The organism is Bifidobacterium sp. LH_743, assembly GCF_056355775.1.
Window position 1 is genome coordinate 143225 of record NZ_JBKESZ010000004.1, and the last position, 14244, is coordinate 157468.

The window sequence follows — 14244 nt, forward strand, 5'->3', positions numbered from 1 at the left end:
TCCTCACGATCGTCGAATAATCCACAAAGATTTGGAATTATCCGCACGGACGTTCGATGAACCGCAAAGCATCTTAAAAAATCCGCATACGTATCGAATTATCCACACGCGATTGAAGTATCCGACTGGCCGATTCATTCCCGCTCATCCGTGCTGAGTCTAGGCTGGTGCCGCCGTCCACGTCGAGGGTCTCTCCGTCAATGTAGACGGATTCTGATGCCGAAACTCGTGTCGTGTTGAGCCTCTACACAACCTGCAGGAAATCCTGCGCCACATGAATGCCCCAAGGAACAAGCAGATCGTTGCGGTTGGATGCGATCCAGCAATACAGTAGGTGTGATGCGAACGCAATGCACAATTGGATTGTGAATGCCAAATCCCATGGACGGACCTGCAGTTGGCACGGCAGATGAGACAACGTGAACATCGCGGCGCCTATCAGGAACACGGCCTTGTGGGGAAGTGGCAATCCGGAAAGATAATTCTGGATGAGTCCCCGGTACACTACTCCTTCAGCCATCGCTATCTGGAACGTGTAATACACGAGATCCGGCACGGCTTTGTTCCAAGACATCCGGTAAATGTAGACGCCGATGAGCAGTTCGGCGATCAGCATCGCAAGCAGCATCAGTGAATCAGGTTTCAGATGTCCACGTCCCAGGCCGATTGCGGTCAGGTCATGATCACGTACAAGCACAATCACTGTGGCAAGCAGGGCAGGAACATATGACACGATGAGACACCATCCATCGGCAGCGCGAGTGTCGGCGTGAACATGTATCCATCCATAAACGAACAGTAGAAGCATATCTGTCAGCCAGACCGCAAGTGCGATCGCCGCATCTCGCCTCGGTCTTGCATGGAACATGACACTTCTCATCGAAGTTCCTTCCGTGAATTCCTGCCGGCTTGTCCATCGTATCAGGATGAGCGTCTCGCATATTACGGGGAAACCACGTCTGGCGGCTTCCTGTCAGGCGGGAAAACTTGCTTGATGTGGAGAGCTTTCGATGGCGCCAAATGAACGAATTCGTTACCCTCGCCAAGAAAACATAGGAAAATAAACGGGTCATATGGAAGTCATGGGCGGCGGGCAAGCACGCCCACTCCGCCGACATGACTTTCACAGGTATTCTTGAACAAGGTTTCCCGAGGCCTGCTACACGTCGACGTGAAGGATGGTATTGATGACACAGCGATTTGATCATGACGATGGGAGCATGCCGATCGTCAGCTATGAATTGACCTTCCCTAAACAACGGCGGCTTTTGATTGCAGCCGATGTTACCGGTTCCATGGACGGCATTTCAGACCAGACGGAACGGGATGCGGCGGAGCGGTTATCCGACCGTATCGAATGGGATCCGCAAGTCAATCCGGCAGACAGGCTCGACTATGCCATCGCAGCATCCAGCGGTGTTGTCGCAGGTCTGATCGACTCTTTGTTCGTCGGCGAATTTTCTTTGGATCGTGCCGAAAAATGGGGGTCTAGGACAATCGAACGCCTAGTCATCGAAATCGCGCGGGTTGAAGGTCACAAGGCCGATTCCCTCAAGGATGCCATCAGAAGCCTCGAGAAGGCCCATCCGTTGGCCGCGGATGGAAACACTGCGGATTTCGGAGGCGGAAGGCAGCATCACTTGCGGGATTTCGCCCATCATTTCGGCATCGGCGGATTGGTCGCGTCGATTTTCACGCAATTCACTGGACTGTCAATTGGAACGGACACGAATGGGAAGTTGATCATCGTGCCGATTCCTGAGAGCCATAAACGGTATCTGGGAGGGAATATCCCCGAAAAGCTCGCCTTTGGAACGGTCGAGTGGTTCTTTCATATGGTGAGCGACATGGCCGGCTCGAGTGGCAATGCCGGCAATGGCACGGGAATCCCTGGACCATTGCTTTCGTTCATGAAGGAACTATCCACCTTGCCGTTCTTCAAGGATTCCAGCACAGACGGTATGGGGTTCAGATTATGGCTGTCCAAACTGTTCAACGGGACGTTCCTCGCAGAACATGACGCAAATGGGAAAATCATAAAAGGCACGGAGCGCAGATTCGATCTGCGTATGGAAGTCGGCGTCCTTGGCGAGATTGGTAGGCAGTCCATACCCGTCGTCATCAACCAGTGCGTCGTGCGTGCGTTTTATTTCTGTCGCAGGCTTTCCCGCGAGATTAAGGCACTCGACATTCGTGATGTCGAGGATCTCGTCCGAGTCAATCCCGAAGACGTCCTCCCTTGGGGCACTCCAGCCATGCGCCGCATGCTGACCGTATCCAGCGGAGTGTTCATGGGCGTCGATATCGCCGACGCCGCCGTGCGCGCAATGACGTGCGACGACAAGGCACGGGCGTTCCTGCTGCGCGTCAACTACGTTGGAATCGCCTCGTTCGTGGTGTCTTGCGTCGTGGACGTGAAGGAGACGATGGCGGAAGGACTGCGAGATGCCGGTGGGCGCGGCGAGGAAGAAGCCATCGAACGCGGATTGGCTAGCCTGAACTGCCTGAAGCTCGACCAGCATGAAGCGCGCATACTCCATTCGCTCATGCGGCAGAAGGTCTTGTACGACATCGAACGGGAAAAGCACGATAAACGTGCCGAGAGGAAGAGGAAGTGGCTCGGCCAATGGTCGCACCAGCTTGGGAAGGTCATCAATGCGGGGGATGAGTACTTTCTCGACGAGGTTTCTCTGTATGACATGATCGGCAAGTCCGCCGTGGCGGACAGCTGCGAATGGTTTTGGCTTGTGGCCTTGGAACTTGTCATGTTTACTCCCTACTTCCCGCTGCATGACGGCAACGACAATGAATACGGGAATCTCAAAATCCATTCGGATTATATCGACGATATCTTCTGCCGAAAACAGACAATCATTACCGTCAAGGAACTACGTAACCTTGGCAGGACCGTCAAGGACATAAGGAACCGGCTTGACGGAACCATGGCCAAACGACTAGGTGGCGTTGCGGGTGTGATAGTCGCGGCGGCCGCCACAGGTGGTTTGGCATTTTGTTTCGCTCCGGCCGTCGCCCCAGTGTTTGCGGCTGCGTTCGGCTTCGAGACGACGGGACTGTATGGCGCCGCGCTCACAAGCGCGAGTCTCGCGTTCCTTGGGGGAGGCTCCCTCGCTGCTGGTGGCGCTGGAATGGCAGGTGGAGCGATGCTTATTGTGGGCGGTGGAGCCATGCTAGGTGCCGCCGGCGGTGCGGGAATGTCCGCCATGGCATCGATGGCATTGGCCACAAACGGAAATTATGTGTTGGAGGAATGCGCGAAACTGGTCGCTTTCTGCAAAGAAGTGCTCATCAAGCGGTATGACGACCTTGTCTCCGCCTACGTGGTTCACACCACGCTCAACAGACGGATTGTTGAATTCGAGGCAAGGGTTGAGGCGATCAGGCGTGATATCCACGACGACGAGGTGGAGGATGACGGGAATGACAATGACAGCAAGGAAAAAACCAGTTCGAAAAAGATGCTCAAAGCGCTCAATCGCAGTCTTAAATACCTGAAACGCGCCGACAGGGAACTGACAAAAACCCTGCGCGGCGCGGGGAGGGAAAGTCAGCAGCCGCTTCTTGCTTCGCATGCCGACGCCGAGAGTCATACGTCGCAAAATGGAAGTTATGGCGGAGGGGAATAGCGAGAACCGGCATGAAGTTCGGACCCATACGTGATTCGGCCTGTTCCGAATAAGCGGATTCGACTTTTTATGGCATCTGGGTGGCGTCATGACGTGCGGAAGCGGCACAACGCCACCCATCCACGAAGTTGACTTTGCCTAGTCGAGGCTGGTGCCGCCGTCCACGTCGAGGGTCTCTCCGTCGATGTAGCCGGATTCCGGGTCGGCGAGGAACACGATCGCGCGTGCGATGTCGTACGGCTGGCCGCCGTGCTTGACGAGCGTTGAATCCTCGATGGCCTTCTGCTTCCAATCCGGCATCCCCGACGTCATGGGCGTGTAGGTGAGTCCCGGCATGACCGCGTTCACGTTGATGCCGTCCGGCGCGTATTCCCTGGCCGCGCCGCGGGTGAGGGCGGCGACGCCGGCCTTGGTGGCGGCGTAGGCGACGCCGCCCAGGTAGCCGCCGCCGTGTTTCGCGGCGATGGACGACACGTTGACGATGCGTCCGTAGTGTTGCGTCCTCATGCGTTTGACGGCCTGTTTGATGGTCAGGAAGTCGGCGGTCAGGTTGACCGCGAGGATCCGGTTCCAGCGTTCCAGGTCCGTGTCGTCGAGCGTGTCCTTGATGATGATTCCCGCGTCGTTGACGAGGATGTCGATGCCGCCGTAGCGTTTGTCGAGCTGTTGGAAGACGCGTTCTACGGTGTCCGGGTCGGCGATGTCTCCGGGAGCCGGGAACGCCTCGCCGCCCGCCTGGGTGATGAGCTCGACGGTGGTTTCGGCGCGTTCGGGCACGATGTCGTTGACCGCGACTTTCACGCCTTTGCTTGCGAGCAGTTGGGCGACGGCGCGGCCGATGCCTTGTCCGGATCCGGTCACCAGGGCGCGCTGTCCCTCCCAACGCTGATCGTGACGCTCCTCATCGAGTCCTGTGATATGCATGGTTTCCCTTCTTTGCGATTCTCCGGCGACCATCCGCCGGTCCACCATGCAAGTGTAGGCATGGGTAAGGGGATATGCGCGCCATCGGTCTTCTGCTGGAATGCAGGATCGGTTGTGGCAGACAGGTCATAAGTTTGACGGAATGTGCATAATGAAGCATCCATGCCAAGGCGACAGAGGATTCGTACAATTCTGACAACGGCATTTTCAAACTGGATCTTGCCAAAATGACCGCATGCTAAGGAGCGGCATTACATAATATTGCACGACGCAGAAAAGAGACAATCCGATGAGTGACGCGTTGCTAGTCATCGACATGCAGGAAGCATACGTAGGGGAGCACCGCTTCCCATACCTCAAATACAGCATGCCCGATCTGCTCACTACGGTAAATGGCGTCATTGACGCTTACACAGACGAGAAACGGCTGATTGTATACATAAGAAACGTGATGGAACGCAGCCTCCTCAGCCGTCTGTCACCGTTCAAAGTGTATGAGGACGCTCTGGAGTCAAAGCTGGTTGAAGGACTGCACGTGGCGTCGAATCACGTGTTCGTGAAACATGCGGGAGACGCGTTCTCCAATCCCCAATTGCATGCTTTCCTGAAGGGAAACAACGTGGATTCGGTCAAAATCGTGGGTGTGGATGGAGGTGGCTGCGTGGCATTGACCGCGCTGGGCGCAATAGAACACGGCTACCATGTGGTAGTCGACGAGCCGGCCATTGGCACGACATTTGAACACAGCAAAAAGAAGCACTTCAGGAAACTGAAAGAGTTGGGCGCCGAATTCGTCTGATGACCAACCCCTGCCTGCCGCGATTGCCATATCCGTTTGATTTGCACGGAAATATGACCACACCATCAGATTTCCATTAAACAGGTCAAGACGTCAGACGGTTTTACGTCGCGAACCGCGCAGCTCCGAAAGCAATACGACGAACAACACGACGGCAAGCAAGGCGGTGAGCAGATCCGCCATTGCCTGCGCCGCGATGACGCCATGGTACCCGGCAAGATGGGATCCAACATACAGTGTGATGGCGAGTATCACTCCCTGGCGGCTGATGGACAGGGCCAGCGCGCCCCATGCCTTGCCTGCGGATTGGAAGGTGCACGTGGTGACGAGGACGATGGCGACGCATACGGTGCTCAGAAGCTGCACACGTAGCATACCGGTGCCGAGGTCGATGATGCGCTGATTGTCACTGAAGAAGCCCATGAGCTGGCGTGCTGAGGCCACAAGCACCACAGTCATGCCGATTGCGAGCAGGCAGAGGAATCCGTAAGCAAATCTGAGCAGCGCTTTCAGACGTGGCATGTTGCCGGAACCGTAGTTGTATCCGATAAGAGGTTGGCCTCCGAAGGCGAAGGCCACAAGAATCAGCACGGCGATCATGACGATTTTCAGGCCGATGCCCATGGCCGCGACAGCGTCATTGCCGTACGGCAGAAGGAACAGGTTGATCATGACGATGCCAAGGCTCTGCATGAGATTGGTGACGGATGCGGGTATGCCGATGGCGAAAATCCCCGCGACCTCGTGCCGGGTGACGACGATTCCGTTACCACTCAGCATGAGCCGTGGATCGATGGAGAGGTTTTCGCTGCGTGCGACGAGGAACCAGATATAGTAGGCGTCCGTGCAGATGTTCGCTATGACGGTTGCACCTGCGGATCCGGCGGCTCCCCATCCGAACACATGGATGAACAACGGGTTGAGACAGATGTTGATGATGGTTCCGGCGACCGAGCCGATAGCCGACGGGGTGGCATGCCCTTCCGCTCGCAACAGATTGGTCGGTGTCATGGACACGATAATGAACGGCGAACCGATGATAATGAGCGTATAGAACTGGGACGCATACTGCCGCGTGTTGTCATCCGCGCCGAGCATGGCGAGGATTGGGCTTCGGAGCGCGAGGCCGAAGATGATGACGAGCAGGCCGGTGAGGACGGCTCCCCAGAAGCAGAATACGCTCAGCCGCTTGCCGTCATCATAACGTCCCTGCCCGTAGAGTCGTGAGATTACGGAGCTTCCGCCAAGTCCGAAGATGTCGCCGAGCGCAATCATGACCGTGAATACGGGGGTCGCTATCGCGACGCCAGCCACCATGTCGGTATTGCCGGTATGCGCAATGAAATAAGTGTCTACGGTGTTGTAGACGAGGGTGACCATCATGCTGAGCACGACAGGAATGGCAAGAGTCATGTATGCGCGCGGTATCGGCGCCTTCTCGAAGAGTTCGTTATCCATAGCAGTCGCCAAGACTACAGCGCCGAACCGGACATTCTCGGGGATGCCGCGTGGTGCCTGCATTGTCGCGTCGTGCCATACCGCAATACAATACAATGGTCGCGTCAGCGCACGCCCATGTGATGACAGGAGGAACGTCGGATGCATGTGGAGCATGGATTCGGTCCGGTTTGGGACGTTGAATCGCGCGTATTGGTATTGGGATCCATGCCAAGTCCGAAATCGCGTGAAATGCATTTCTACTATGGACATCCGCGAAACCGTTTCTGGCCTGTCATGGCGGCTGTGTTCCATGATGACAGCTGCCTGTGCGAGGGCATGGACCCTATCCGGACGGTGCGTGCGCGCAGGGATTTCGCGTTGCGTCACCATATGGCGTTATGGGATGTGATTGCATCCTGCGATATCGAAGGCGCGAGCGACGCGAGCATCCGTAATGCCGTTCCCAACGATTTCTCCGGAATGCTTCATCAATCGCGAATCTCCCATATATTCACCACGGGCGCGAAGGCATCGCAACTGTATCGGAAGCTTTGCGTCCCGCTTCTGCGGTCTCATGGGTTGGATGACGTGCCAATGACGCGATTGCCATCCACCAGTCCTGCAAACGCCGGAATCAGTCTGCCGCAGCTTATCGATGCCTATGATTGCGTCGGACGCGCCGTTTTGTAAGCGTCGCAAGGTATTCCGGTATCTTCGGCATTGTCCGAGCCCTCTTTATACAATCTCCGTTGCGTTGAAATCCGAGGCGTCCTCCACGAATCCGTTCGGAATGGACGTTTCCTGCGAAACCAACAAAACGGAAGGCGAAAGATGGCATTGAGCGCCGCAATAATCCTTGCCGCGGGTGAAGGGACCCGCATGCGTTCCAACAAGCCGAAGGTGCTGCACACCTTGGCGGGCAAGACGTTCCTGAATCGAGTGATGGACTCCGTTTCCGCGCTTGAACCGGACACGCTTGCCGTCGTGGTGCATTATCAGGCGGAACGCGTCGCCGAAGCGGCACGCTCCTATAACGAGCGTGTCACCATCGTCAATCAGGACGACATCCCCGGCACCGGACGCGCGGTGCAATGCGCGATGGCGCAGCTGACGCAACAGAACGATCTGGACGGTGCCGTGCTGATCGCGGCATCCGACATGCCGCTACTCGACACTGGCACGCTCGATCAGCTGCTCGCCTTCCATGAGCGCAGCGGCAACGGCGCGACCGTGCTGACCACCATTCTCGATGACCCGACCGGATACGGCCGTATCATCCGCGACAGCGACGGCAACGTGCTTCGCATCGTGGAACAGAAGGACGCCAACAGCAGCGAGCTGGCCGTGCACGAGGTGAACACCTCCGTGTATGTGTTCGACGCGAAGCTGCTTGCCGAAGCCATCTCCAATCTCAAATCCGACAATGCGCAGGGAGAGTTCTATCTGACAGACGCGCTCGAAGCGGCCAAGGCAAAGAGCGCGGTCGGCGCATTCGCAGCGCCGGATCCGTTGAGCGTGGAAGGCGTCAACGACCGCGTGCAGCTCGCCAACCTTGCCAAGGCCCACAACAAGCGCGTCTGCGAGCGTTGGATGCGTGAGGGCGTCACCATCCTCGACCCGGATACCACGTGGATCGAGGACGATGTCGAGATCGCGCGTGACGTGGTCATCCTGCCGGGTTGCTTCCTGGAAGGCCATACCGTAATCGGCGAGGCGGCGGAAATCGGCCCGTACACAACGCTGATCGGAGCCACCATCGACGCCGAGGCGCATGTGGAACGTTCCCGTGTGCAGGAAACGCATATCGGCCGCGCGGCGAACATCGGCCCTTGGACGTATCTGCGTCCCGGTAACGAGCTTGGCGAGGGAACCAAGGCCGGCGCGTTCGTGGAAATGAAGAAGGCGCATATCGGCAACGGCACCAAGGTACCGCATCTGAGCTATGTCGGCGACGCCGACTTGGGCGAGCACACCAACATCGGTGGCGGCACCATCACCGCCAACTATGATGGCGTGCACAAGCACCACACCACCATCGGATCGAACGTGCACGTCGGTGCGGGCAACTTGTTCGTCGCCCCTGTCGAGGTCGGCGACGGCGTCACCACCGGAGCCGGTTCCGTGGTCCGTCATGACGTTCCTGCCGATTCCATGGTCTATTCCGAAAACACACAACACGTAGTAGAGGGCTGGAAGCCCGAATGGGAGCGCTGAACATGCCTGCATTGCAAGATTCCATTGACGCCGTCCGTATCGCCGCCGCGGCGGCTGACCGTATGAAGGCCACCGACATCGTGGCGTTCGACGTCACCGAACCATTGGCCATCACCGACGCGATGCTCATCGCCACCGCTTCGAACGAACGTCAGGTGCTCGCCGTCGCCGAGGAGATCGAGAAGGATTTGTACCTCAAAGCCGGCAAGCGTCAGCCGCGGTCGCGTGAAGGCCTGACCGAAGGCCAGTGGGTGCTGCTTGACTACGGTGACTTCGTCATCCATGTCATGCATCAGGAGTCCCGCGACTACTATCGTCTCGAACGGTTGTGGAAGGATTGCCCGAGCATCGACCTGCAGCTTGAGCATGCCGAAACGACCCAGGACCAGACGGATTCCGAGGATTCGGAGCAGAACACGGAAGCCTGACAACGGTTTTCACACGGACGTGTCTTCCCTATGGACGAGGAGGGCACGTCCGTTTCGTTCCATACGACAGAGTGGATGAATAGGGCAACAGAAGCTATATGGACGGCATAGGGGAGAGACATGCCTAGAAACGTCGAGTTCGAGCACGACGACGCCATGACGCCGCACGTGCATTCCGTCACATTGGTGCGTCATGGACGCACCTCGTACAATGAGCAGCACCGGCTGCAGGGACAGATCGACATTCCACTCGACGAAGTGGGCCTGTGGCAGGTAAGACAGACCGCGGACGCGCTGCGCGAGCTCTATGTGGAACGTCATCCCGAAGTGCCACACCAGCTGGTCGTTTGTTCGGATCTCAAGCGCGCGGTGGCCACCGCCCATGCGTTCGCCGACCCGCTCGGTCTTGACGTTCATCCAGACATTCGCGTGCGGGAACGCAGCTTCGGCGAATGGGAAGGCATCTCCGTCGAGGAGCTTGCCGAGCGTTTCCCGGAGGACTATCTGTCATGGGCCCAATTCCGCGGAGGCGAGCTCAAATATGGTGCCGAACCGAAGCAGGAGGTCGGTAGACGTGGTGTCGAGGCGTTGAACGATTGGGCTTCGAAGGCCGGCGAAGACACCGATCTGTACGTGTTCTCGCATGGCGCATGGATTTCACAGACTTTGCAGACTCTGCTGGGTCTGGACCAGGTACATGGCGATTTTGCGGACATCCTTTCGATGCGGAACGCGCATTGGGTACGGCTGGTGCCTTTGGAACTTCAGGGCACATTGCGTTGGCGGCTGGCGGAATACAATCATGGTCCGGCGATTGCCTATACCAGCCAATGGGAGCATCCGCGACTATAGAGCCTGGTCAGACGGGACCTCAATGCAGCCGAGGAAGGTGAGGCGCCCTTCCGATTTTTCCAAGCTTTTCACAGAATCGCAGGTTTTTCCAAAGCGCAATCAGCTACCGTCTTGGATTGTGAGGAATTTTTTCAAGGGAATATCATTCTCGTCGATTTTCGCGGGCGCTCTCGCCGCGGTGACGTCGTTCCTGCTTTCCGCGAAGATTGGCATCGCGGGATCGGTCATCGGTGTCGCGGCAGGCTCCATCGTGTCCGCCGTGGCGACGCAGGTGTATAAGAACGTGCTCAAGGCTTCGGGGGAGAAGCTGCAAAGCGCCGTGCCGTTCGTGGGCGGCGACAAAAACGATGAGGCAGACGCGAAGGACAAGGATAGAAAGGAAGACGACGCCACCACGGTGATCGCACCCGCCACATCCGAAGGCGATAAGACCACCGCAATGTCCGCAGTCGATGCGGATCAAACGCAGATACTGTCCGCAGGTGACGATGACACGACTAGGACGATGCCTGCGTCCGGCCGAGTCATCTCCTCCGCGCAGGCCGACGGCCGTGAAACGCACCTGCTTCCGAAAGACGCTGCCAGTGGACATCCCAATGGACAAAACCAGCATGCCGGTCGCCGAGCCGCGCTTAACGCCTGGCTGCATGGCAAATACGCTCCAATTGTCATCGCCGTCATCAGCGCCCTGATCGGCGTGGCCGTGAGCGCAGGATTGATTCTGGCGTTCACCGGCGGACACGGAACCGACACCGTGGTCCGCGACGTAGTCAACAACAGCAAGCAGACGCCGTCAGATGACGATGACGACGATTCCACCTACGGTACCGGCGATGGCGCGCAGGATGGCACACAGGACCAATCCGGTGCGACCGACACCGACGAAGACACGACCCAAACCCCCACCAAGAACAGCGGGAAGGACGCCAGCAAGAAGACGGACTCCTCGACTGGCAGCACCGGTTCGACCACCACCGATTCCGGTTCGTCCACTAAAACCGACACAAGCAATTCGAACAAGACGGATACATCCACGGATTCCAATCAGCCGTCAGACGGATCGACCCCATCCACCGATTCCGGACAGGGCACCGGCTCGTCGAGCAGCTCGAATGGTTCGACGGACACAAGTCAGAACCAGTCGCAGACCGGTTCCCAGACCTCCAGCGGCACTTCGTCCGACACATCCGGTAGTGGAACCGGCTCCACGAACTAGCCGTCACGGCATATCCAAGGCATCCATCCCTATGCGACACGCCGAGGATTGCATGATTCTGCTCTGTGTTGTATCTTAGTCAAGGTTTGCAGAGCAGACACGGGGCTATGGCGCAGCTGGTAGCGCATCTCCATGGCATGGAGAGGGTCAGGGGTTCGAATCCCCTTAGCTCCACTACAGGAAGGCTTCCGATGATTCGGAAGCCTTTTTTCGTACTTCAATCCGAAACCGACGGTGGGACACCTATCTTTATCGCCGTCAAGATCGGCTTTTTGCTGCCAGCTCCAGCAATCCGCCGCGGCATGCCACCCCCATTGTGGATGGCTGTGGATAAGAGCCATTCATCCACTTATCCACAAATCAGCCAGAACCGGTGGCGGATCATACCGATTCCTGCCATGCTGTCTCTACGGACAATCGAAGGCGATTGTCCAGAAGCAAAGCGAAAGAGGGAACATGAATATAACATCCCCATCCTCAATCAGCCGTCGAACGATGCTGCCGGCAGTTCTGTCCACAATACTGGCATGCATCCTGGCCGCGGCATGCGCGATGATCCTGACGGGCGGAGAAATGCTGGCCGTGGTCGTCGCTACCGCTGTCGCGTTGCTCGCCGGAGGAATCCTGCTGCTGCGCATGTGCCAGGCATCCGATTGCTAAAAGCCGGCAAAAAGAGACAAGGAGCAAAGAGAAAGCCGGCGGACGGTAAAACGTGCGGATACAATGAAAGCCATGATTGACGAAGTACTCTTCCTGCGCCATGGACGCACCGCCTACAATCTTGCCAGACGTCTGCAGGGGCAGATCGACATCCCTCTCGACATCGTCGGCCGATGGCAGGCGGACCAAAGCGCATACGAACTCGCCAAAACCTATTATTGGGCGAAGGTCGCGCATCTCGCCGAACATAACGAACAACTCGCGCAGCCTTCCTACGAGGGCGCCCATCTCGCCAGTCTCGACGAGATTAACAACGCGCCCGCCGCCGGCCGCCGCATGATCGTCGTCTCCTCGGATCTGTTCCGCGCGAGGCAGACTGCGCACGCCTTCGCCGACCTCATGGGACTCGACGTGGAATCCGATCCTCGTCTGCGGGAACGTAGCTTCGGCGAATGGGAGGGCATGACACGCGAGGAGATCTGCGAACGTTATGCCGACGACTATCGCTCCTGGCGGGCCCATACCGGAGGCGAAACCAAGCATGGCGTGGAAAGCCGCGTCCACACCGGACGTCGTGGCGCCGAAGCCGTACAGGACATCGTCGCCACGCATGATGACGACGAGCATCCGACCACGCTGCTGCTTGTCGGCCATGGATCATGGATCGTCGCCACCGTGGCGGTTCTGCTCGACATGGATCCAGACGATCTCAACAATGTCGGTGCCATGCGCAACGCCTTCTGGACACGCATGACCCCTCACTACAATCCCGTCGATCCGACGCGCCGCACCTGGAAACTGGAGGAGTTCAACCAAGGCCCGGCCATCGCGGCGACGGCGGATTGGGAGAACGGGCCGGAATCGTTGCGCGCACCTGACATGCAGCCGTGGAAACCAATCATTCAATAGACGGCGCCGACATTCGCCCAAACCGGGTCGCAAGGTGAACGCTTGATGAAATCATCGCCGTTCACGCGGCGAATTCTCGCGGTGGGACTATCCTTGATAAGGTTGTTTGCCCGACCGTGCAGCGCGCTGTACGGCATCCGGGCTTCCGTACAGCGATAGAACGTTGGAAAGCGCGAAAGGCGGGTGAGAGACATGTTGAGAATGTTCAGAACGATTAACGGCCAGGTGGAGCGGATTCAAAAACCTGAGAACGGCTCCTGGTTGTGTCTTTCGGAACCCACTGACGTGGAACTCGCCAATGTGTCCATGGAGACCGGCATCGATCTGGCCGACCTGCGTGCCCCGCTGGATGACGAGGAACGTTCGCGTGTCGACGTCGAGGACGATTACACGATGATCATCGTGGACATTCCGACGGTGGAGGAGCGGGGAGGCCGCGACTGGTACGAGACCATCCCGCTGTCGATTATCATCACCCAATCGGCCATCATCACCGTCTGCATGCAGGACACTCCCGTGCTACATCCGTTTATGGAAGGCACCATCCGCGGCTTCAACACGTATATGAAGACACGGTTCATTCTGCAGATCCTGTACCGCAACGCCACCATGTATTTGCGCTACCTGCGCATCATCGACCGGGAAAGCGACAAACTCGAACTCAAGCTGCGCCACTCCATGCAGAACCGCGAAATCCTCATGCTGCTGGAGCTGAGCAAGACATTGGTCTACTTCACCACGTCGCTCAAATCGAACGAGATCGTCATGGAGAAGCTGACCACGTTGCCGCGGCTCAAGCAGTATCCGGAGGATGAGGATCTGCTCGACGACGTCATCACCGAAAACAAGCAGGCCATCGAGATGGCCAACATCTACAGCGGCGTTCTCGCCAACATGACCGACGCGTTCGCATCGATTGTGTCGAACAATCTGAACAACGTGATGCGCATCTTCACCATCATCTCCATCACGCTGTCCATTCCGACCCTGATCTTCTCGATGTACGGCATGAACTTCCAGCATGGCATGCTTGGCATGCCATTGACGGACAAGCCTTGGGGCTTCGCGGTCGTCATCGGAATCTCTGTGGTCATCTCCGCGATCGTCACCTGGTTCCTCACCCGTTCCCGTATGTTCAAGTGATGCGTATGGGCGGAA

General features: G+C 57.6%; 13 protein-coding genes and 1 tRNA gene. 11 read left to right on the forward strand and 3 right to left on the reverse strand.

The features are described 5' to 3' along the window. Positions 1–244 precede the first annotated feature (244 nt). On the reverse strand, positions 245–733 hold the full coding sequence (locus AC1ATL_RS06915; protein WP_476569548.1) for a CPBP family glutamic-type intramembrane protease: 489 nt from the start codon (positions 731–733) through the stop codon (positions 245–247). Positions 734–1220: 487 nt separating this feature from the next. Here AC1ATL_RS06915 and AC1ATL_RS06920 point away from each other — a divergent pair, with 487 nt between their 5' ends. Then, the gene (locus AC1ATL_RS06920; protein WP_476569550.1) at positions 1221–3644 is read left to right on the forward strand and encodes a hypothetical protein; all 2424 of its coding nucleotides are present in this window, start codon (positions 1221–1223) and stop codon (positions 3642–3644) included. Between the two features lie 138 nt (positions 3645–3782). On the opposite strand, the gene AC1ATL_RS06925 is transcribed toward AC1ATL_RS06920, so the two are convergent. Then, positions 3783–4568: an SDR family NAD(P)-dependent oxidoreductase gene (locus tag AC1ATL_RS06925; protein WP_476569552.1), complete on the reverse strand. Its 786-nt coding sequence runs from the start codon at positions 4566–4568 to the stop codon at positions 3783–3785. Between the two features lie 289 nt (positions 4569–4857). Here AC1ATL_RS06925 and AC1ATL_RS06930 point away from each other — a divergent pair, with 289 nt between their 5' ends. Then, complete coding sequence (locus AC1ATL_RS06930; RefSeq protein WP_476569554.1) at positions 4858–5367, forward strand: cysteine hydrolase family protein; 510 nt, start codon at positions 4858–4860, stop codon at positions 5365–5367. A 93-nt stretch (positions 5368–5460) separates the two neighbouring features. Here the strand turns inward: AC1ATL_RS06930 and AC1ATL_RS06935 are convergent, their stop codons facing one another. Next, positions 5461–6825, reverse strand: a complete 1365-nt coding sequence (locus AC1ATL_RS06935; protein WP_476569556.1) for an MATE family efflux transporter — start codon at positions 6823–6825, stop codon at positions 5461–5463. 141 nt (positions 6826–6966) lie between these two features. Here AC1ATL_RS06935 and AC1ATL_RS06940 point away from each other — a divergent pair, with 141 nt between their 5' ends. From AC1ATL_RS06940 to AC1ATL_RS06980, 9 genes are all read left to right on the forward strand, one after another. Continuing rightward, entirely contained in the window at positions 6967–7497 is a 531-nt protein-coding gene (locus AC1ATL_RS06940; protein WP_476569558.1) for a DNA-deoxyinosine glycosylase, read from the forward strand. A gap of 141 nt (positions 7498–7638) precedes the next feature. Then, positions 7639–9021, forward strand: coding sequence for a bifunctional UDP-N-acetylglucosamine diphosphorylase/glucosamine-1-phosphate N-acetyltransferase GlmU (glmU, locus tag AC1ATL_RS06945; protein ID WP_476569560.1), 1383 nt, complete (start codon positions 7639–7641; stop codon positions 9019–9021). 2 nt (positions 9022–9023) lie between these two features. Beyond that, the gene (rsfS, locus tag AC1ATL_RS06950; RefSeq protein ID WP_476569562.1) at positions 9024–9449 is read left to right on the forward strand and encodes a ribosome silencing factor; all 426 of its coding nucleotides are present in this window, start codon (positions 9024–9026) and stop codon (positions 9447–9449) included. Positions 9450–9569: 120 nt separating this feature from the next. Then, a complete protein-coding gene (locus AC1ATL_RS06955; protein ID WP_476569564.1) occupies positions 9570–10301 on the forward strand; it encodes a histidine phosphatase family protein in 732 nt (243 codons plus the stop codon). 118 nt (positions 10302–10419) lie between these two features. After that, on the forward strand, positions 10420–11517 hold the full coding sequence (locus AC1ATL_RS06960; protein WP_476569566.1) for a hypothetical protein: 1098 nt from the start codon (positions 10420–10422) through the stop codon (positions 11515–11517). Positions 11518–11618: 101 nt separating this feature from the next. Beyond that, positions 11619–11691 (forward strand) — tRNA-Ala (locus AC1ATL_RS06965). Positions 11692–11973: 282 nt separating this feature from the next. Beyond that, on the forward strand, positions 11974–12177 hold the full coding sequence (locus AC1ATL_RS06970; RefSeq protein ID WP_476569568.1) for a hypothetical protein: 204 nt from the start codon (positions 11974–11976) through the stop codon (positions 12175–12177). A 72-nt stretch (positions 12178–12249) separates the two neighbouring features. Beyond that, entirely contained in the window at positions 12250–13086 is an 837-nt protein-coding gene (locus tag AC1ATL_RS06975) for a histidine phosphatase family protein (protein WP_476569570.1), read from the forward strand. A 192-nt stretch (positions 13087–13278) separates the two neighbouring features. Further along, positions 13279–14229 carry a magnesium transporter CorA family protein gene (locus AC1ATL_RS06980; RefSeq protein WP_476569572.1) on the forward strand — a complete coding sequence of 317 codons (951 nt, stop codon included), beginning with the start codon at positions 13279–13281 and terminating at the stop codon, positions 14227–14229. Positions 14230–14244: the final 15 nt, after the last annotated feature.